General features: G+C 54.6%; 20 protein-coding genes. 9 read left to right on the top strand and 11 right to left on the bottom strand.

Annotated features, from left to right (window positions below):
* The first annotated feature begins 94 nt into the window (after positions 1-94).
* A complete protein-coding gene (locus WJU16_RS11770) occupies positions 95-283 on the top strand; it encodes a hypothetical protein (protein WP_341838503.1) in 189 nt (62 codons plus the stop codon).
* A 441-nt stretch (positions 284-724) separates the two neighbouring features.
* Here WJU16_RS11770 and rho read toward each other — a convergent pair whose 3' ends face one another.
* Positions 725-2,416 (bottom strand): transcription termination factor Rho, encoded by a 1,692-nt coding sequence (gene rho / locus WJU16_RS11765; protein WP_404980344.1) that lies wholly within the window; start codon positions 2,414-2,416, stop codon positions 725-727.
* 393 nt (positions 2,417-2,809) lie between these two features.
* Here rho and asnS point away from each other — a divergent pair, with 393 nt between their 5' ends.
* The 4 genes from asnS to WJU16_RS11745 all read left to right on the top strand — a co-directional run bounded on the left by asnS (position 2,810) and on the right by WJU16_RS11745 (position 6,306).
* Complete coding sequence (gene asnS / locus WJU16_RS11760; protein ID WP_341838502.1) at positions 2,810-4,246, top strand: asparagine--tRNA ligase; 1,437 nt, start codon at positions 2,810-2,812, stop codon at positions 4,244-4,246.
* A gap of 177 nt (positions 4,247-4,423) precedes the next feature.
* The gene (locus WJU16_RS11755) at positions 4,424-4,951 is read left to right on the top strand and encodes a biopolymer transporter ExbD (protein WP_341838501.1); all 528 of its coding nucleotides are present in this window, start codon (positions 4,424-4,426) and stop codon (positions 4,949-4,951) included.
* 55 nt (positions 4,952-5,006) lie between these two features.
* A complete protein-coding gene (locus tag WJU16_RS11750) occupies positions 5,007-5,963 on the top strand; it encodes a 2-oxoglutarate and iron-dependent oxygenase domain-containing protein (protein WP_341838500.1) in 957 nt (318 codons plus the stop codon).
* A gap of 130 nt (positions 5,964-6,093) precedes the next feature.
* Positions 6,094-6,306: a hypothetical protein gene (locus WJU16_RS11745; protein ID WP_341838499.1), complete on the top strand. Its 213-nt coding sequence runs from the start codon at positions 6,094-6,096 to the stop codon at positions 6,304-6,306.
* Here the strand turns inward: WJU16_RS11745 and WJU16_RS11740 are convergent.
* Positions 6,303-7,349, bottom strand: coding sequence for an alpha/beta hydrolase (locus WJU16_RS11740; protein WP_341838498.1), 1,047 nt, complete (start codon positions 7,347-7,349; stop codon positions 6,303-6,305). The two genes, WJU16_RS11745 and WJU16_RS11740, sit on opposite strands and share 4 nt — an antisense overlap.
* 168 nt (positions 7,350-7,517) lie before the next feature.
* Between WJU16_RS11740 and chrA the strand changes: the two genes are divergently transcribed.
* Positions 7,518-8,711, top strand: coding sequence for a chromate efflux transporter (gene chrA, locus WJU16_RS11735; protein WP_341838497.1), 1,194 nt, complete (start codon positions 7,518-7,520; stop codon positions 8,709-8,711).
* Between the two features lie 3 nt (positions 8,712-8,714).
* Here the strand turns inward: chrA and WJU16_RS11730 are convergent, their stop codons facing one another.
* The 7 genes from WJU16_RS11730 to trmB are packed head-to-tail and all read right to left on the bottom strand — an operon-like array spanning position 8,715 to position 13,537.
* Entirely contained in the window at positions 8,715-9,464 is a 750-nt protein-coding gene (locus WJU16_RS11730; protein ID WP_341838496.1) for a response regulator, read from the bottom strand.
* A 24-nt stretch (positions 9,465-9,488) separates the two neighbouring features.
* Complete coding sequence (locus tag WJU16_RS11725) at positions 9,489-11,555, bottom strand: histidine kinase (RefSeq protein ID WP_341838495.1); 2,067 nt, start codon at positions 11,553-11,555, stop codon at positions 9,489-9,491.
* Between the two features lie 8 nt (positions 11,556-11,563).
* On the bottom strand, positions 11,564-11,803 hold the full coding sequence (locus tag WJU16_RS11720; RefSeq protein ID WP_341838494.1) for a 4a-hydroxytetrahydrobiopterin dehydratase: 240 nt from the start codon (positions 11,801-11,803) through the stop codon (positions 11,564-11,566).
* Between the two features lie 37 nt (positions 11,804-11,840).
* Positions 11,841-12,284, bottom strand: a complete 444-nt coding sequence (locus tag WJU16_RS11715) for an IPExxxVDY family protein (RefSeq protein WP_298714874.1) — start codon at positions 12,282-12,284, stop codon at positions 11,841-11,843.
* Between the two features lie 30 nt (positions 12,285-12,314).
* Entirely contained in the window at positions 12,315-12,728 is a 414-nt protein-coding gene (locus WJU16_RS11710; protein ID WP_341838493.1) for an MGMT family protein, read from the bottom strand.
* Positions 12,661-12,858 (bottom strand): DUF5522 domain-containing protein, encoded by a 198-nt coding sequence (locus WJU16_RS11705; protein ID WP_341838492.1) that lies wholly within the window; start codon positions 12,856-12,858, stop codon positions 12,661-12,663. Before WJU16_RS11705 ends, WJU16_RS11710 begins: the two co-directional genes overlap by 68 nt.
* Entirely contained in the window at positions 12,830-13,537 is a 708-nt protein-coding gene (gene trmB, locus WJU16_RS11700; protein ID WP_341838491.1) for a tRNA (guanosine(46)-N7)-methyltransferase TrmB, read from the bottom strand. The genes WJU16_RS11705 and trmB overlap by 29 nt, the downstream gene beginning before the upstream one ends.
* A gap of 612 nt (positions 13,538-14,149) precedes the next feature.
* Here trmB and WJU16_RS11695 point away from each other — a divergent pair.
* Entirely contained in the window at positions 14,150-14,617 is a 468-nt protein-coding gene (locus WJU16_RS11695) for an Lrp/AsnC ligand binding domain-containing protein (RefSeq protein WP_109695159.1), read from the top strand.
* Positions 14,618-14,694: 77 nt separating this feature from the next.
* Here the strand turns inward: WJU16_RS11695 and WJU16_RS11690 are convergent, their stop codons facing one another.
* Both WJU16_RS11690 and WJU16_RS11685 read right to left on the bottom strand, forming a co-directional pair.
* A complete protein-coding gene (locus WJU16_RS11690) occupies positions 14,695-15,735 on the bottom strand; it encodes a tryptophan 2,3-dioxygenase family protein (RefSeq protein WP_341838490.1) in 1,041 nt (346 codons plus the stop codon).
* A 125-nt stretch (positions 15,736-15,860) separates the two neighbouring features.
* Positions 15,861-16,646, bottom strand: a complete 786-nt coding sequence (locus WJU16_RS11685) for an SDR family oxidoreductase (protein ID WP_341838489.1) — start codon at positions 16,644-16,646, stop codon at positions 15,861-15,863.
* A gap of 177 nt (positions 16,647-16,823) precedes the next feature.
* On the opposite strand from WJU16_RS11685, the gene WJU16_RS11680 reads away from it, so the two are divergent.
* On the top strand, positions 16,824-17,519 hold the full coding sequence (locus WJU16_RS11680; RefSeq protein WP_341838488.1) for a DUF4290 domain-containing protein: 696 nt from the start codon (positions 16,824-16,826) through the stop codon (positions 17,517-17,519).
* On the top strand, positions 17,516-18,829 hold the full coding sequence (gene murA, locus WJU16_RS11675; protein WP_298714891.1) for a UDP-N-acetylglucosamine 1-carboxyvinyltransferase: 1,314 nt from the start codon (positions 17,516-17,518) through the stop codon (positions 18,827-18,829). The genes WJU16_RS11680 and murA overlap by 4 nt, the downstream gene beginning before the upstream one ends.

Below are 18,829 nucleotides of genomic sequence, written 5' to 3'. Positions count from 1 at the left end.
TGTCCCTGACGGACAATGCCTTTTTCTTTTCCGTTGCTTGTTGATGATTTTGGCTTGCATCTTGCATTACAGGGTGTAATTAACGTAACCAACTATGAGATTTAACCGGATACACCTGCTGTTTGCATTGGCAGGAACATTGATGTTTGGAAGTTGTGTGGTGGAAAGGCATCATCACCACGGACATGGCAAACCCATGCCGCCGGGTCAGGCGAAGAAGTATTACGGCACCAAATCTGCCAAGCCCTTCGCACCCGGCCAGCAGAAAAAACACAGGCATTAAAAACTCAGGATATGAAAAGGAATTGGAGATCAGGAGGAGTGATTGCACTGGCTACGATTTTATTTGCGGCATCGTGCGCAGTGCCCCGGCCCCCACGGCCGCCGAAGCCTCCACGCCCGCATCACGGCCAACGCCCGCCCGAACCGCCAAGACCGCCGGCGCCGCCGGGAGGCCCTATGGCCGTACAATCGGCACAGGAGCCGCATACGGACCTTATCATAGCATACCCACATCGATAATCGGAAATCAGTTTACAGAAAAAGCAAGAGGCTGCCACTGGCAGTCTCTTCTTTTTAGTGCATGCTGTTAAACGAAAAAGGCAGCCTCTTCTCACTTATGCCCATGTTGTAAAACGGAAAATCACCTCTATTTACGACTTTCGTATAAAGCAAAACGCCACCGCAATAGCAGTGGCGTTTTTAATATCGTTGAAACCGGTGATTAGCGGTTCATCGTTACCAGGAATTCCTCGTTGCTGCGGGTGCCGCGCATGTGCTGGAGCATGAAGTTCATGGATTCTTCCGTGTTCATGTCGGCCAGGTGGTTGCGGAGGATGTATACTTTTTGGAGCACGTCCTTTTCCAGCAGCAGATCGTCGCGGCGGGTAGACGATGCGGTAACATCGATCGCGGGGAAGATGCGGCGGTTGGCCAGGCGGCGGTCCAGCGCGAGTTCCATGTTGCCGGTACCTTTGAATTCTTCGAAGATCACCTCATCCATTTTGGAGCCGGTGTCGATCAGCGCGGTGGCCAGGATGGTGAGGGAACCGCCGTTTTCAATTTTGCGGGCGGCGCCGAAGAACTGTTTAGGTTTCTGCATGGCATTCGCTTCCACACCGCCGGAGAGCACTTTGCCGGACGCGGGGGCCACAGTGTTGTGGGCGCGGGCGAGGCGGGTGAGGGAGTCGAGCAGGATCACCACATCGTGGCCGCATTCTACCAGTCGTTTTGCTTTCTGCAGTGCGATGGCGGATACTTTCACGTGTTTTTCGGCGGGCTCGTCGAACGTGGAGGCGATCACTTCCGCTTTTACGGAGCGCTCCATGTCGGTCACCTCCTCGGGGCGTTCATCGATCAGCACAACCATGAGATAAATCTCGGGGTGGTTGGTGGCGATGGCGTTGGCCACTTCTTTCAGCAGCATCGTTTTACCTACTTTCGGTTGCGCCACGATGAGGCCGCGCTGGCCTTTACCGATGGGCGTGAAGAGGTCGATGATACGGGTGGAGTAGTTGTTGGCGGTGGTGGTGAGGTGCAGTTTCTCGAAGGGGAACAGCGGCGTGAGGTAATCGAAGGGAACGCGGTCGCGCACTTCTTCGGGTGTTTTGCCGTTGATGGTTTCCACTTTCAGCAGGGCGAAATATTTTTCGCCTTCTTTCGGCGGGCGAACGGAGCCGCGAACGGTGTCACCGGTTTTGAGGCCGAAGAGTTTGATCTGGCTGGGAGAAACGTAAATATCGTCGGGCGAACTGAGGTAGTTATAATCGGAGGAGCGGAGGAAACCGTAGCCATCGGGCATCATTTCCAGGACGCCTTCGCTGAGGATAACGCCATCGAATTCGATATTGAATACAGGTTCTTTTTTCGGGTATTTATGTTGCTGCTGCTGCTGATTGTTGGCGGCAGGCTGCTGTTTAACGGGGGCCACGGGCTCCGTTACGGTCACGAAGTCGTCTTCCGCTTCTTCTTCCGGGATGACGGCCGCTTCTTCTTCCTCTTCGGTGAGCGCGGGCAGCACGATATCGTCGTCGTCATCGAACGTCAGCGACGGGATATCCAGATCGATATCGATCTTCCGTTTGGCCGGAGGAGCTTTGATTTCTTCTTCGTCTTCTGATTTGGAAACTTTTGTGGTGGCGGCTTTTCGGCTTTTCTTGGCGGCGGGTTTTTCTTCTTCTTCTTCGGGGCGGGGAGCTGATTTCTGTGGGGTGGAGGCCGGTGCGGGTTCGTCTTTCTTCGTTCCTACCGGCTTCCGTTTCCTCACTTTCTTTTCATCTCCGTTTCCAGGCTTATCTTCTGATGCTATCACAGCTTGTTTATCGAGTATTTTATAAATAAGTGATTGCTTGTCCAGTTTTTTTGCATTGGGAATTTCCAGCTTCTCGGCGATGTCAAGTAGTTCAGGAACGAGCATGTCGTTCAATTGTAAGATGTCGTACATCATCTGTTTTTGTCAAATTTTAGAAGTGTCATAAAGGTGGGTACCACTGCATACCAACATACACCAATTAACAAATAATTGTTTTGCGTCAATAATAAAGTCTTGATCATTAAATTGATAGGGATCACCTGTGGTGGGTGACTGCTGATGAAGATGGCAAAAAAGGAACTTAATCAGACAGATTGAGGATACAAGATTATGACTAATTTTACGATTCTCCAAAAAAATATTGAACATAGCGGCCTAACGCATAGCGATTTACCGTCATGCACCGCAGCCCCTGTAATCCCCGCCCCTTGCTAAAAAGCGGATTTTCGTCATCCGAATTTGTCTATTTTTGCAACTCAATTCAAAACACATATTGATATGAGCCAAAGAGTAAAAATCAGGCAGGTCCTCCAGGACGAAAGGACAAACTATGAAGTAACGGTTAAAGGATGGGTGCGCACCTTCCGCAATAACCAGTTTATAGCGCTGAACGATGGCTCAACCAATAATAATCTGCAGGTAGTGGTACAGGAAGCGGAAATGGACCCCGCCACCTTTAAGCGCATCACCCGCGGGGCCGCCATCAGCGTCACCGGCGAAATCATCCCCTCGCTCGGCAAAGGCCAGCGCGTGGAACTGAAAACCGCCAGCCTGGAGATCCTCGGTGACTGCGACGCCGAAGCCTACCCCATCCAGCCCCAAAAACAAAGCCTGGAATTCATGCGCGAAATCGCCCACCTGCGCTTCCGCACCAACACCTTCGGCGCCGTTTTCCGGACCCGCCACTCCCTGGCGTTCGCCGTCCACCAGTTCTTCCACCAGAAAGGTTTCGTATACCTCCACACGCCCATCATCACTGCCTCCGACGCGGAAGGCGCCGGCGAAATGTTCCGGGTTACCACCCTCGACATGAAGAACCCGCCCCGCAACGAAGCCGGTGAAATCGATTATAAAGAAGACTTCTTCGGAAAATCCACCAACCTCACCGTGTCCGGCCAGCTCGAAGGAGAACTTGGCGCCATGGCCTTCGGCGATATCTACACCTTCGGCCCCACCTTCCGCGCCGAAAACTCCAATACCGCCCGCCACCTCGCCGAATTCTGGATGATCGAACCGGAAATGGCTTTCTATGAACTGAAAGACAATATGGACCTCGCTGAAGAATTCATTAAATATGTCATCAAATTCGCGCTCGACAACAACCGCGAAGACCTCGAATTCCTCGCCCAGCGCCTGGCCGACGAAGAAAAACAAAAACCGCAGGCGGAACGCAGCGATATGGGGCTGATCGAAAAGCTCGAATTCGTCCTCAACAACGAATTCGAACGCATCACCTACACCGAAGCGATCGAAATCCTCCGCAACAGCAAACCCAATAAAAATAAGAAGTTCACCTACCCGGTAGACGCCTGGGGCACGGATCTCCAGTCCGAGCACGAACGCTACCTCGTGGAAAAACACTTCAAAAAACCCGTGATCCTCACCGATTACCCCGCCGCCATCAAATCGTTCTACATGAAACAAAACGAAGACGGCAAAACGGTTCGCGCCATGGACATCCTGTTCCCCGGCATCGGCGAGATCGTAGGCGGCTCCCAGCGCGAAGAAAGCTACGACAAGCTGGTGGCGCGCATGAACGAGCTGGGCATCCCCGTGGAAGAACTTTACTGGTACCTGGATACCCGCCGCTTCGGCACCGCTCCCCACAGCGGTTTCGGGCTCGGCTTCGAACGCCTCGTGCTGTTCGTGACCGGTATGACCAACATCCGTGACGTGATCCCCTTTCCCCGCACGCCCAAGAGCGCAGAATTCTAAAGATCACCCATCATGCACATACGAAAGCAGGCGCCACCCGCGCCTGCTTTTTTTTATGGAATTACCCGCCGCCTGCATCCTACAGTCAATTGAGCAAAACAATACAGTGTGTGTAATCACGGCGGCGGGTTTCGATCCTGCCGCCGGAATTTCTTCACCTTCAAACCCATCCCCCCTATGGCAGAAATTACCTCCTCCCCCGACAACAACCGCAAAGGCCGCCGTCGCGCTTCCAAACGCTCGACCCGGGTAGACATGACGCCCATGGTGGACCTCGGCTTCCTCCTTATCACCTTCTTCATGCTCACCACAACCATGGCCGAGCCCAAAGCCCTCCCGCTCATCATGCCGGCCGACGGGCCGCACACTGCCGTGCCCGAAAGCAAATCCATGACCCTCATCGTAAGGGCCAACAGCACCATTTCGTGGTACGAAGGCCAGGGCGAAGATCCCGCGAAGCCGCCCACGATCCATCACAGCAGCTTTTCCGCCAGCAGCGGCATCGGCGACGTGATCCGCGCCAGGCAACGCGCCGTAGCCGCGAAGTATGGAAAAGCGGATGAACTGATCGTGCTGATCAAGGCGGAAAACGGCGCCAGCTACGGCAATGTGGTAGATGCGCTCGACGAGATGAAGATCAACCAGGTGGCGCGCTACGCGCTGGCGGACATAACACCGCAGGAAGAGAAATTGTTGCAGCCCTGAGCCGTTCGGCGGCAGGGTTTTTCCCTTACCTTTAGTGTTCCAAAACACTATCGATATGGCAACCGTTCATTCCATCCCCTCCGTTGACCTGGCGGAATTCCGATCCGGTGATCCCGCAAAGAAGGCAGCCTTCGTGAAAGCGCTGGGTAAAGCATATGAAGAAGTCGGGTTCGTGGCCGTTAAAAACCATGGTATCTCCGACCAGCTCATCGCACAGTTGTATGATAACGTCAGAGCCTTCTTCCAGCTGCCCTCCAGCACCAAAAGCAAGTACGAAATACCGGAGCTGGCCGGCCAGCGCGGATATACCTCCTTCGGGAAAGAACACGCCAAAGGTTTCGATGCCCCCGACCTGAAGGAATTTTTCCAGTTCGGTCAGTCGGTGGAAGATGAAGACCCGGTGAAAGACGCCTATCCGAACAACGTGACCGTGAAAGAAGTGCCCGAATTCACACCCACACTCTATCGTGCATTCCGCGGGTTCGAAGACAGCGGCGCCGCCCTCCTACAGGCCATTGCGATCTACCTGGGACTCGATGAACATTTCTTCGACGGAAAGGTGCACAACGGCAATTCCATCCTCCGCGCCATCCACTACCCGCCTATCACCCAGGAGCCCGCTTCGGCCATCCGAGCGGAACAACACGAGGATATCAACCTCATTACCCTGCTCGTGGGCGCTTCGGCCGACGGATTGCAAATTCTTGACAAACAGGGGGATTGGGTGCCTGTTACTTCCCTGCCCGATCAGATTGTGGTGAACGTGGGCGACATGCTCCAGCGCCTCACCAACAATCGCTTGAAATCCACCACGCACCGCGTCGTTAATCCGCCGCGCGAACTGTGGAATACCTCCCGTTTTTCCATCCCGTTTTTCCTGCATCCCAAGTCAGACATGGATCTTACCTGCTTGCCGCAATGTGTGGACGCGACGCATCCCGCCGAATATCCTCCCATTACCGCCGGTGCGTACCTCGACGAGCGCCTGCGCGAAATCGGGCTCAAGAAATAAAATAGCTTTGTGTGCCCGGAGCCCCCGCTCCGGGTATTTTTTGCCTTGTAATGAACAGCCTGCGCAGCGGAATTAAAGAATGAACAAAATGAACGGAAACCGGAAGGCAAGGTGATCTGTTAGTAGCGGCATGCATACCCAACAATTCAACCCGCTGGCGATTGAAGACATGAGGCTCATCACCGGCGGTAATCAAACCGAAAGAGCGGGCGAACTGCCTACGCTCCCTCCCGTAAGAATATCGGGTACATCCGAGGCAGACGCTTTACGCACCGACGCCGCTCCCGGACCGCAGGTACAGGCGCCCGGCCTGGCCATCGCTGAAATGATGCGGAACCGTTAGTTGGAAACCGTAGCCGCGGGGGCGCTCGCCTGAAGCGCCGTCAGCTCCCCTGCGGTTACTCCCTGCCCGTTGAACAGCCTCCCGAAATAAGCCACCATGGCCGGGTTGAGCCGGTACTCGTTGTAGGGGAAATTCATGAAATAGCTATGCTGCCAGCGCGCCACTTCCAGGAAGTTGACATAATGCGCATTGGCCGCCCGCTGCCGGCGGGTTACCTTCTCGCCCAGCTGGCGCTTCATAGTAAGCAGGTGCGCACCTTTGAGCTGGAGGTCACGTTTATTGTAGTGGATATAAATGTGCTTCGCGAAATGGATCTTTTCCACCCAACGGGCATGCCGCTTCATCGGCACGCAGGCGGCGTTGATGATGAGATTGTCGACGTACGGCTTCCCATCCGCCGCAAACTCGTTTGCCACATCCCCTTTCATCATTTGTTCGAGGATGATATTGCCCATACTGTGGTAGAACGTGGAAATGGAAACGCCCTCGGTCCAGGGTTCGCCCGCCTCCCGGGCGGCTTTTATCATCCCCAGCAACTGCCGGTATTGCCCCGCTGATAATTTCGCGTTCTGCCGGGCGAATTTGAAATTCTTCGACGGCTTATAAGTGCTGTTGATGCTCGCATAATCGAACATCACCACGTTCACGCCGTATTGCGCACGCATCAGCTGGGCCCGCTCCACGTTGTTGGTGAAGATCTTGCCCATCCCTTCGGCATACACCACGATATCCCGGTGGTGCGGCAGGTGCTGCATGGCCTCCCGGAGCGTGGGCTCCTGGAACACCTTCCAGGTGCCATTTTGCTTTTCGAGGAAAAAGAATTTGAGTGAAGACGTGTCGATGAACTCGTCGACGAACCGGAGACTATCCGGGTGGATGAACCGGTTGGAGACGAAAACGAGGGAGGTATCGCCACGGGCGGGCGTTGCATGGTCCGATTGAAGGGAGAACCGCTGCCAGTTGGCCTGGCTGTTGTAGTTCGACCGTTGTGCCTGGACGGAACATGCCAGCGCAAGGAGAAAGCCAGTCAGAAGACGTTTCATGTAGACAGTTGTTATTGCTTTAACGCCTAAACGATTTCAAAAGTTTCACGGAATTATCAGTACAACTATTATGCCTTGCTAACCGACGGATTATCAGGTACATTCCTCCGCAGGATTTGAATATCTCATTATTTTACTGGAAATTGGGGGGCGAACTGATATCCGAACGTGTTTTTACGTCACATCTCATTCTTAAAAGCAGTATTGTTGCACAGCTTCACGGCATTCGGGGGCCCGCAGGGCCACCTGGCTATGATGATGAAAACCTTTGTGCAGCAACGCCGGGACGTGACGGAGAAGGAGCTGATGGAATACAACGCCTTCTGCCAGCTGTTGCCAGGAGCCTCTTCCTCGCAGACGCTGACGCTCATCGGGTACAAGCGCGGCGGGGTTCCCCTGGCCGTTGCCACCCTCGCCATCTGGATCACGCCGGCCTGCCTGCTCATGGGCTCCCTGAGTTTCCTGCTGCAATACATGGACAAGCGGGCGCTGAACGTGGATATCTTCAAGTACGTGCAACCGATGGCCGTGGGATTCCTCGCTTTCGGCGGCATCCGGGCCTACCAGATCAGCATCCGCAATACGGCCACCTTCTTTATCATGGGCGTAGCCCTGGCGGCGGCGTTCTTCTTCAAATCTCCCTGGACCTTCCCCGCCCTGATTATCCTGGGCGGCACGATTTCCAACTTCAGCGATAAGCGCATCCCCGATATCAATGAGCCCCGCAAGAAAATTCAGTGGGGGAACCTCTGGCTTTTTGCGTTGATATTCCTGCTGGCGGGCTTTATGTCCGAGCTGGCGCGTACCAACGATTGGATCACCCGCCGTCCCTTCAACCTTTTCGAAAACTTTTACCGTTTCGGTAGCCTCGTATTTGGCGGCGGCGATATCCTCATCGCGATGATGCTGGAGCAGTATGTGTTCCGTTCCAAGAGCCAGTTCATGTCGGCCGAAGAGTTGCTGACGGGTGCGGGGATCATGCGGGCGATGCCGGGTCCTACCTTCTCCGTGTCTGCCTATGTGGGTGGGATGGTGATGCGCAGCCTGGGGCCGGGGTACCAGTTCCTTGGCTGCATCCTCGCGCCGGTGGCCATCTTCCTGCCAAGCATGCTCCTGGTGCTCTTTTTCTTTCCCATCTGGAATAACCTGAAAAAACATGTGGTGATCTACCGCGCCCTCGAAGGCATCAATGCCGTGGTGGTGGGTGTGATGTGGGCGGCTACTATCTTCCTCTTCATCTCCATCCCCGTAACCTGGTACAACATCCTGATCATGGCGGTTACGCTGGGATTGCTTTGCCTGACCAAATTACCTTCTCCCGTTATCGTTATCGCCTGCATCCTGGCAGGATGGTTGATGTAGCGGTTACAATTGTTTCCATGCCGCGGTGAGTTCCCGCTTCCTGCGCTCGGTGATATCGAGCACGGATTTATTGTGCAAATGCAATTGCAGCTTATCGTGATCGATGTGCCGGATATGCGGCAGCTGCACCATCTGGTGATTGTTGATCTGGTAGAAGCGCATGCCGGCGAAAAGCTCGGTATAATACCGGAAAGGCCGCCTCGACTGGAGGAGGTCGCCGTTGGAAAGACTGAAAAGCGTGCGGTCGGTGCTGCCTTCGACGTAAGCGATGTTTTCGATGGAAGCGATGTATTCGCCGCCTTCAGCCAGTGGGATCACGATCTGGCGCACGTCTTTGGCGGATTTGCCGAAGTTGTGCAGCAATACGTCGTACCGTTCCTGTTTGCCGGGATGGTCAAGCCTTTGGCGAACAGCCTGCACGGCTTGCTGGAGGCTTTCGCGGTCGATAGGTTTGAGGATCAGCTCCACCTCGCTGAGGCGGATGGTATGGAGGTAGCGCTTCTCGAACGCGGTGACGAATACGGTTTCGAAAGTGGCGTCGTAGGCGCCGGTGAGAACGTCGAACCCAGTGCCATCGGGCATTTCGAGGTCGAGGAATACGAGTTGCGGGCGGTGCTCGCGGATGCGCGCGATGCCTTCACGGCAATTGGCTGCCTGCGCCACGGCTTCGATGTCGGGGCAATAGCGTTGCAGCATCAGGGCGATAATATCCCTGCTGTTCCGCTCGTCGTCAATAATTACTGCACGGATCATGGGTCTTCCAATTTGGTCTCCCGTTTACAACTGGGGTATGAGCACCTTCACAATGGTGCCGCTTTCCTGTGTCCCGCGGGTGGATTTGTCTATGATTTCGATCTGGATGCCGGTATTGTACATTTTGTTCAAAAGCTCTGCCCGGTTGAAGCTGATTTCCATGCCGGAAGACTGGTGATGGCCCGGAAGGGTCCGCAGCTGCCGCGAACGCGTGATGCCGAGGCCGTTGTCTTCCACGATGCATTCCAGCATATCGTGGGCGATCATGGTAAAGCGAATGGTCAATAGTCCTGTTGTGTGCTCTTCGTTCGTCATCCCATACTTGACGGCATTTTCCACATACGGCTGGAGCAGCATGGCAGGCACCTCCAGTTCGACCGTATTGAGGGTGGGGTCCATCAGAATCTCGAAACTCATCTTTTGTTCAAACCGCATCTTCTCCAGACCAAGATAAGTATTTAAATAGGTTATTTCGTCGGCCAGGGAAATAAAATTGCGGCGCGAGAAGTCCAGCGTCTTGCGGATCAGGTACGAGAAATCAGATAAATATTTCTGCGCGTGCTCGTAATCGCGCTGCATAACGAACAGCTGGATCGAGTTGAGGCAGTTGAAGATGAAGTGAGGGTTGATCTGGGCGCGGATGGCTTTCAGTTCAATTTCCGCGAATTTCTTGCTGTATTCCGCTTCCATCTGCAGTTTCCGCTGTTCTTCCAGTTCTGTTTTGCGGCGTACGATCTCGGTGGTCTGCTCCCGCACCAGCTCTTCCAGCTGCTCGTTGAGCTTGCGCTGCAGTTCCTTGTTTTTGTTCAGCTGTTTGATCAGCAGCTCCTGTGTACGGGTTTTTTCCTGGTGTACGAGCTTGTTCCGGTAACTGAGGCCCGCGGCGTAACTGAGGGATTGCACAAGCACGCCCACCACCAGCAGCGAATACGGGGTGATCAGTTCGGGCAACGGCGTGAAGGGCACCGGTTCCGTATTGCGGAAGAACGACCAGATCGCCAGCAGGTACAGCCCCAGGGAGCCGTACAGGAAAAAACGGATGAGGGGGTGATGGCGCATTCTCCGCCCCAGGGCCACGAAAGAAATCCCGAAAGGTATCAGCGAGAGGAACGTAGCCCAGGTAAAGATCTGCCCCGGCAGCGTGTAATCGCCCATCCACATCAAAACGATGCAGGCCGCGATGCAGGCGCCGTAGAAGATATTGCTGTAGAAATAATATTTGTCCATCAGCGGGAACCGCTCCCGCAGGTTCAGGAACGCCCTGCCGAAGAGCATCGACATGAAATAGAAGCAGGAGATCAGCGCCGGCACGTCCCAGTAATATTTCAGCATGGGCATGCTGTGGAAGAACGACAGCTGGTAGGGCTTCGTTTCCAGCCGCAGGCAGAAGAACAGGATCAGCCCCAGCAGATAGGCCGAAAAGTACATGCTCGGCTTGTCGGGCAGCTGGATGTAATTGATGATCGTAATGCTCAGGAGCACCAGTAGCATGCCGATGACGATCTGGATCACCAGTGCCTCTCCTTTGAACCGGTCTGCCTGCCGGTGCCGGAAATGCGCGTAATGGATGGCGTCGTAGAGCACGGGCATCAGCTCGTTTTCGCGGTAGTAAGGATTTTCGAGGTGGAGATAGAAGGTGCGCGCCTGCCCGGCGGCCACATGGAGCGGGAAGGCGTAACTATCCCAGCGGTCGGCCCCCTGCTGGTGCAGCATCATGCCCGCGGAAGTTTCGTGGCGAAGGGCGCCGGACGCGTCTTCCGAATAAAAAAATAAACGTTCCTGCCAGCCGGCAAAAAGATATAGCACGGAATCGACAGGTCCGGTATTGCGGATGGTAAGCCGGAACCAGGCGTCGTTTTCCTGGAAAAGCAGTTTTTTATGGCGGTGGAAAATGGACGTGTCATGCCGGTAATCCAGCCCCTGCGCCTGCGACGCGGTAGCGTTACCGGTATAAACCGAAAGATAATGGCGGATATCGAGCCCGTCCACGGGCCGGGAGAAGTCTGCCGACAAAGTATCCCGGTCGCCGGCGCGGACCGTCCCCGTAAGGGCGGCGCAAAGCAGGAGGCATATCAGGGATAGGCGGTACACTGTCAGTTTCAGGAATTTGGGATGAATTGATCGATAATACGGGCGAGGGCGCGGTCTTTTTCGGTAACCTTATTGCCTGCGCTATGGGTGCTCAGCCAGATTTCCACCTTGTTCCAGGTGTTGGTCCAGGTGGGGTGATGATCCATTTTTTCCGCGGCCAGCGCCACTTTGGTCATAAAGGCGAAAGCTTCGCGAAAGTCGGGGAAGGTGAAGGCGCGGTACAGGTGCCGCTCGGTTTCCTGCCACATAGTGCGTGATTTAAACGGTTGATGGGGAATATCGGTATCAGAATATCAGGTTAATCCGGTTGCGGATGTCGCGCAGGTCGAGCAGCGACGCCATTTGCACCAGTTCGGCCTTCCTGCATTGTTCTATCAGCGCTTTCACGTCGGGCTGCTGGTAATAGTTGCCTTTGATCAGCCAGAGGTAATCCACATGTTTCAGTTCGGGGAGCAGAAACTCCGCCTTGCAATGATTATTGTAGAAATAATGTCCGGCGGACTTTGTCAGCTCCTGGTGTTCGTACACAGTGAAGAAGAAGGACCGGCGGTTTTTGGCAAGATTGATTTCCAGGGAGTTGTTTACCCGGAAATCGAACCCCAGCTGTTTATTGAGCTGCCAGATAAGCTGGTAGTCTTTGGCCTGGGAAATGATCCCCGCCAGCCAGGCGTCTTCGAAAAAATCTTCCACCAGGGCGTCCTGGTCCAACTTCAGTTTGAGTACAGACATGCGGTAAAGTTATTGAAAAAGGGCCTGCACCTATTTTTTCTTTTTGGGCAACGCTGTGTTCTTTTTGGTCAACGGCGGGTTCCAGAACTTATCCGTAAAGCCGACCACCTGGTTATTGCGTATTTCTATGCCTTCCTGTTCCAATAATTCCTGCATTAAGGTGGGGGTGGCGAAGTGGATGGCGCCGGTCAGGAGGCCTTTGCTGTTCACCACCCGGTGCGCGGGAACGGGGGGATGCGCTTTCCCGGCCTGGTGCATGGCCCAGCCCACCATGCGGGCGGTAAGCCGGATGCCGGCCCTTTCGGCGATGGCGCCATAGCTCGTCACCCGCCCGCGGGGAATCTGGCGGGTGATATCGAAAACCCGGTCAATGAAGTCAGGCTCCGTCTTTCTGGCGGCGGGCTTCGAGGAGGCGGTTTCTTTTTTCGTCGGGGACTTTTTCATAATCAAACGGGCAATGCAGGCATCCGTTACCGCAGCAAAATCCCCTTTCACGGTGGAATTTTTCGGTCAACACCACATATCCCTGCTCGTTATAGTAAAAATCAATATTTTCCTGCAGCTGCTTCTTCATCCGTTGCGAGGTTCGCGGTTTTCCAGTCGATGGGCTGGTCCGGCAATGCAAATTTAAGGAACCGGATGGTACGGCCGTCGGCCAGGTGCATCCCTTCATAATACGTCTGGATCTGCAGCAGCTCCGGGATGGGCGAAAGGGCGTATACATCGGGTACGTCCGTGATAAGCCGGCACCCTACCCGGGCGATCACCATTTTGGTGAAGGCGTAGAGCTCCGGGGAATCGGTTTTCAGGTTGATGGTGCCGCCATCGGCCAGGAACTGCTGGTAGAGGGCCAGGAACCGGGGATGGGTGAGGCGTTTTTTGGATTTGGACTGCCGGAGAAAGGGGTCCGGGAAGGTGATCCAGATATCTTTTACGTCGCCCGGCGCGAAATATTCGGTAATTTGCTCGATCTGGGTACGCAAAAATGCTACATTCGCAATTTGCTCGTCGATGGCGGTTTTAGCGCCTTTCCAGATGCGGTTGCCTTTCAGATCGACCCCCATGAAGTTTTCTTCGGGGTATTTCCGGGCGAGGCCGAGGGTGTAATCACCTTTACCGCAAGCCAGTTCGAGGGTAAGAGGATGGCTGTTGCCGAAATGGCGGCTCCAGTTCCCCGGCATGTCTTTCGGATAGATGAGCACGTTGGGGAATGTCTCAATTTCCGCGAATCGCTGTAGTTTCTTGTGTCCCATGAGGGCGCAAAAGTACGAAAAGCACCGAAAACCGTACTTGCGGAAGAGAATATGGATAAAAGGGGCCGGTAATGGTACTTAACTATAGGGTAAAAGAGGGGTTACTGTATATCAAATGTATATAAAAGCAGGGTAAGCCCGCTACAGTAAAGGCTTGGATAGGCTTTTATACGGGTACATATACATTACGGCAGGTATACAGTATCCCTGGGATAACCCTGGATTAGGGAGGGGGAAGGTGCGAAGAAGATGGGAAATGGGATAAAACGGCAAACGCACCGGCGTTTACCGATGCGTTTGATGGCTGTAGGGGTAGGAGTCGAACCTACACGAGGCAGTTAGCCATAGCACAAATAAGATTAGTGGTCAACCCATTACGCTACGTTTATCCCGTGATCCTCACCCCCGAGACGAGAGGGCATGTCTGCCAATTTCATCACCCCACAAAGTTGGATAATTTCCCTGGCGGGTAAGCGTTGTTTTCAACGATTATGATGCAAATCTAAAGAGAGGGGGTATTTTTTGCAAATATTTTAATAGAAATTTTGGAAATTTCGATATTTTTTAAATATTTGCATGTAAGTTTAAAACATTCAAAAACACTTTGTCAAAATGAGCCACAATTTGAATATTGACAAACTGGACCTGCAGATCATCAGCGAGATGATGTCTAACGCTGAAATCTCCTATGCTGACCTGGGGAAGAAGCTGTTCGTATCAGGCGGTACGATCCACGTTCGGATGAAGAAATTGCAAGAACTGGGTATAGTTAAAGGTACGAGATTACATGTAGATTTAAAAATGATCGGCTATGACGTGATCGCGTTTATCGGCATTTTCCTCGAGAAAAGCTCCCTTTACGATTCAGTGGCCAAGGAATTGCGCAAAATGCCGGAAATCGTTCGCCTGAACTACACCACCGGCAGCTACAGCATGTTCGCAGAAATCATTTGTAAAGATATCACCTCCCTTCGCCGGGTGCTGCACGACGAGCTCCAGAAAATCAAAGGGATCGAACGCACCGAAACATTCATTTCGCTGGAAGAAAGCTTTACGCGCACCATCAACGTAGTTGAGTAAGGGCGCAGGTTTCACGTTATGAGCAAAGGCAAAAAGGGAGACGGTCACCGTCGCCCTTTTTGCCGTTTTGGGCGTCCTCAACGGAACCCCAGTCTCCTCCCCATCGCCTGGCTCAGTGCCGGCAGCTTCCTTCTTTCAATCAGGAAACTCGTTAACCGCGCAATGTCGGCGAAGATGTAATGCTTGTCCAGCGCGCCTTTCAGGTAATCCCTGCCCGTGCTGCCGCCCGTTCCGATGCGCGTGCCGATCACCCGCTGCACCATGCTCATGTGCCGGTAACGCCAGGTGCTCAGCTGCTCGTCGATCTCCAGCAGGCTGTTCAGTAACTGGAATGGCAGCTGCAGCAAGGGATAGCCGCGGTACAACATAATGAACAACGCCGCACGGCTCGCCCTCGGTGATAAATGCCCTGCGCCTTCGCCTTCGCCGAATACCTTGTCGAAATAAGCGCGGTTCGCCTGCTCGGCGTCTGCCAGGCCGGACATGTAAATATTCCGGTAATCGTTGAACCAGAGCGATCCTCCATCCGTGGCGGCATTGGTGGAAGGCTGGTAGTCAGACCAGTTGTCCGGCTCTTCGAAGAAGGGCATGCGCTCCAGCCAGTCGTTGAGGAGCTTCAACACGGAGGGCTCCCTTTCCGCGCGACGGATAATCTCGATTTTGTCGGGCGTGAGCTGGGAGATGTAGTATTCCTGTCCGAAACGGTTTTCGTATTGCAGGCCCAGCCTGGCTTCGAGGGTTTTGAACTGCCAGCTCTGGAAGCCGGACGCGGGGCGCAGCATGTCGCGGAAGTCGAGGAAGTCCATCGGCGTCATCGTTTCCATGATATCGATCTGCTGCACCAGCAATTTGAGAATGGTGACGCTGCGGTTCAGGCGGTGCACGACCGTCTGCAATTCGGGGGAATTATCGTTCACGGCGGGTTTGCTCATGATATCGGCTACGGATTCCACTTCGAAAAGCAGTTGTTTGAACCAGAGCTCGTAAGCCTGGTGGATGACGATGAAGAGCATTTCGTCGTGGGCGGGCATCCCGTGCTTGTCGGATTCGGGATGCTGTGCGTTCAATATAGCGTCGAGCTGCAGGTACGGGCCGTACTGCACATTGGTTTGTTGCATGTTGGTGGGTGTGGTGTGAAATGAAGGAATGGGCCGCGCCGGCGGCCGTACAGGTAAATAACGGGTCGGGAGCGGATCAGGTTGGACTTTTGATGATGTTTTTCCAGATATTCATCGGTGCGGATTTAAAGCGAGGGGGTTTTGCCGCCATCCACGGGCAAATTGATGCCGGTGATGTACGAGGCGGCGGGGGAAGCCAGGAAGGCTACTGCGGCGCCGAATTCGGAAGGGTCGCCGAAACGCTGCATGGGGATTTCGGCAAGCCATTCTTCGGACACGGTGTTTTCCGGAACGCCACGGCTTTCCGCATTGGCGCGGAAGAGGCTGCGGAGGCGGTCGGTAGACATGGAGCCGGGCAGTACGTTGTTGACGGTGATGCCAAAGGGTGCGAGCTCGCCGGCGAGGGTCTTGGCCCAGTTGGCGACGGCGGCGCGGATGGTATTGGATACCCCGAGATTGCGGAGCGGTGTTTTGACGGAGGTGGAAATGATCTGGATGATGCGGCCGTACCCGTCGGCTTTCATGCCGGGAACAACGGCCTGCGCCAGGAGCTGGTTGCAGACGAGGTGCATCTGGAACGCCTGGAGGAAGGCTCCGCCTTCGGCGGCGAGGATCGGTCCGCCCGAGGGGCCGCCGGTATTATTGACCAGGATGTGTACGATGTGCTGGTCGGTGATGGCGCTGATGACGGACTGTAATTTGTCGGGCTGGTTGAAATCCGCGGTATGCCAGCTATGTTGCTGCCCCTGCGAGGTGTCGAGGGACGCGGCGGCGGCCTTTAGGGGCGCTTCGCTCCTGGCGATGAGGATGCAATTGGCGCCCAGGAGGGCGATTTCCCTGGCGGAAGCGAGCCCCAGGCCCTGGGAGCCTCCGCATATAACGGCGTTCTTACCGGTCAACGACAAGTTCATGGGGTAAAAGTAAGGAATCGGGGCCGCTTCCCGCGCGGCGTATGATTTTTTTTCATTAGGTTTGCATATAACGCAATACTGCACTTGAGGCCGTTCCATAAAAAAGGAATATTTTTTGTTACTTCACGGTAGAACGGCTGCATTTCAAGATTTTTTACGGAATTACAATTAAGATTAATGGAATATAACACCGCACGCAACCACCTCATCATGAAGGAGTACGGCCGGAACGTACAGCGGATGATCGAATACATCATGACGTTGAAAGACCGCGAGCACCGCCAACAGCAGGTTGCCGCCGTGATAGAGCTGATGGGCATCCTGCAGCCGCACCTCCGTAACGTGGAGGATTTCCGGCATAAGCTGTGGGATCACCTTTTCCTGGTGTCCGACTTCAAGCTGGATGTGGATTCCCCATACCCCATTCCCACGAAGGAAACCCTGCGCGCCAAACCGGACCGCCTGCCTTATCCTAAAAAGCATCCCCGCCACCGCCACTTCGGGAAAAACCTCGAAAGGGTGATCGATAAAGCCCTTGAAACCGAAAACCCCGAAATGAGGGAAGGTTTCGTACAGGTTATCGGTAACTACATGAAGCTTGCCTACGGCAACTGGCACAAGGAAAACGTCCACGACGAGGCGATCCGCTCCGAGCTTTCGGGCATCACCCAGGGCAAACTGCAGTACTATCCCACTTCCGGCAACGCCAACCCGGCGCCCGTGATCAGCCTGGAACCCCAGTTCCGCGCGCCCGGCAACACAACGGCCCCGACGGCCAGCGCCAAGCGCAAACAGTTCCAGCAGAACAAGTACAAGCAGAACAATAACAACAACAAGAACAAACACAACAAATACAAAAACAGGAACAAGTGATCAACGCGTTCGAAGTACGAGGCGGCAACCGTCTGAAAGGAGAAATTATACCGCAGGGAGCCAAAAACGAAGCATTACAGATTATCAGCGCGGTACTGTTAACACCCGGAAAAGTCACCATCAGCAATATCCCGGATATCGTGGATGTTAACCTGCTGATCGAGCTGCTGGCCGACGTGGGCGTGAAAGTGAACCGTGTATCCCGCGCCGTATGCGAGTTTCAGGCCGATGCCGTGAATATCGACTACCTGGAAAGCCCTGAATTCAAAAAGAAATCCGGCCGCCTGCGCGGCTCCGTGATGATGGCCGGCCCCCTGCTGGCGCGTTTCGGTAAAGCATATATTCCCAAACCCGGTGGCGACAAGATCGGCCGGCGCAGGCTCGATACACACGTGATCGGGTTTGAACGCCTGGGCGCTTCTTTCGTGTACGACACCGGTGACAACTACTTCCGCCTTGAGTCGCCCAAAGGCGGCCTTAAAGGCACATACATGCTGCTCGATGAGCCCAGCGTAACCGGCACCGCGAACATCGTAATGGCCGCCGTGCTGGCCAATGGCACCACCACCATTTACAACGCCGCCTGCGAGCCTTACCTGCAGCAACTCTGCAAAATGCTCAACAGCATGGGCGCGAAAATCAAGGGCGTGGGTTCCAACCTCCTCGAAATCGAAGGCGTATCGTCGCTCACCGGCTGCGAGCACGCCATGCTGCCGGATATGATCGAGATCGGCTCCTTCATCGGCCTCGCCGCCATGACGCAGAGCGAAATCACCATCAAGAACGCCAGCATCAAAAACCTTGGCATCATTCCCGAAAAATTCGGTCTGCTCGGTATCAAAATGGAATACCGCGGCGACGATATCCATATCCCGGCGCAGGACAGCTATGAGATCCAGAATTTTCTGGACGGCTCCATCCTCACCATTTCCGACCATCCCTGGCCGGGCTTTACGCCCGACCTGCTGAGCATCGTGCTCGTGGTAGCCACCCAGGCCCGCGGCAGCGTGCTCATCCACCAGAAAATGTTCGAAAGCCGCCTGTTTTTTGTGGACAAGCTCATCGATATGGGCGCGCAGATCATCCTCTGCGACCCGCACCGTGCCACGGTGATCGGCCTGGGCCGTCACCATCCGCTGCGGGGCATCACCATGAGCAGTCCGGATATCCGCGCAGGCGTTTCCCTGCTCATTGCGGCGCTCAGCGCCGAGGGCAAAAGCACCATCCATAACATCGACCAGATCGACCGCGGCTACCAGTATATCGACGAGCGCCTGCGGAATCTGGGAGCAGATATCAAGCGCGTTTAG

The organism is Chitinophaga pollutisoli (assembly GCF_038396755.1).
Lineage (GTDB): Bacteria > Bacteroidota > Bacteroidia > Chitinophagales > Chitinophagaceae > Chitinophaga > Chitinophaga pollutisoli.
The sequence above is the reverse complement of the archived record's forward strand: the minus strand, read 5'-3'. Positions and strand labels throughout refer to the sequence as shown.

Bases quoted from the DNA above. Each gene is read 5' to 3' on its own strand.
- WJU16_RS11770 (WP_341838503.1), top strand. From the start codon at position 95: ATGAGATTTAACCGGATACACCTGCTGTTTGCATTGGCAGGAACATTG.
- rho (WP_404980344.1), bottom strand. From the start codon at position 2,416: ATGCTCGTTCCTGAACTACTTGACATCGCCGAGAAGCTGGAAATTCCC.
- asnS (WP_341838502.1), top strand. From the start codon at position 2,810: ATGAGCCAAAGAGTAAAAATCAGGCAGGTCCTCCAGGACGAAAGGACA.
- WJU16_RS11755 (WP_341838501.1), top strand. From the start codon at position 4,424: ATGGCAGAAATTACCTCCTCCCCCGACAACAACCGCAAAGGCCGCCGT.
- WJU16_RS11750 (WP_341838500.1), top strand. From the start codon at position 5,007: ATGGCAACCGTTCATTCCATCCCCTCCGTTGACCTGGCGGAATTCCGA.
- WJU16_RS11745 (WP_341838499.1), top strand. From the start codon at position 6,094: ATGCATACCCAACAATTCAACCCGCTGGCGATTGAAGACATGAGGCTC.
- WJU16_RS11740 (WP_341838498.1), bottom strand. From the start codon at position 7,349: ATGAAACGTCTTCTGACTGGCTTTCTCCTTGCGCTGGCATGTTCCGTC.
- WJU16_RS11730 (WP_341838496.1), bottom strand. From the start codon at position 9,464: ATGATCCGTGCAGTAATTATTGACGACGAGCGGAACAGCAGGGATATT.
- WJU16_RS11720 (WP_341838494.1), bottom strand. From the start codon at position 11,803: ATGTGGCAGGAAACCGAGCGGCACCTGTACCGCGCCTTCACCTTCCCC.
- WJU16_RS11715 (WP_298714874.1), bottom strand. From the start codon at position 12,284: ATGTCTGTACTCAAACTGAAGTTGGACCAGGACGCCCTGGTGGAAGAT.
- WJU16_RS11710 (WP_341838493.1), bottom strand. From the start codon at position 12,728: ATGAAAAAGTCCCCGACGAAAAAAGAAACCGCCTCCTCGAAGCCCGCC.
- WJU16_RS11705 (WP_341838492.1), bottom strand. From the start codon at position 12,858: ATGAAGAAGCAGCTGCAGGAAAATATTGATTTTTACTATAACGAGCAG.
- trmB (WP_341838491.1), bottom strand. From the start codon at position 13,537: ATGGGACACAAGAAACTACAGCGATTCGCGGAAATTGAGACATTCCCC.
- WJU16_RS11695 (WP_109695159.1), top strand. From the start codon at position 14,150: ATGAGCCACAATTTGAATATTGACAAACTGGACCTGCAGATCATCAGC.
- WJU16_RS11690 (WP_341838490.1), bottom strand. From the start codon at position 15,735: ATGCAACAAACCAATGTGCAGTACGGCCCGTACCTGCAGCTCGACGCT.
- WJU16_RS11685 (WP_341838489.1), bottom strand. From the start codon at position 16,646: ATGAACTTGTCGTTGACCGGTAAGAACGCCGTTATATGCGGAGGCTCC.
- WJU16_RS11680 (WP_341838488.1), top strand. From the start codon at position 16,824: ATGGAATATAACACCGCACGCAACCACCTCATCATGAAGGAGTACGGC.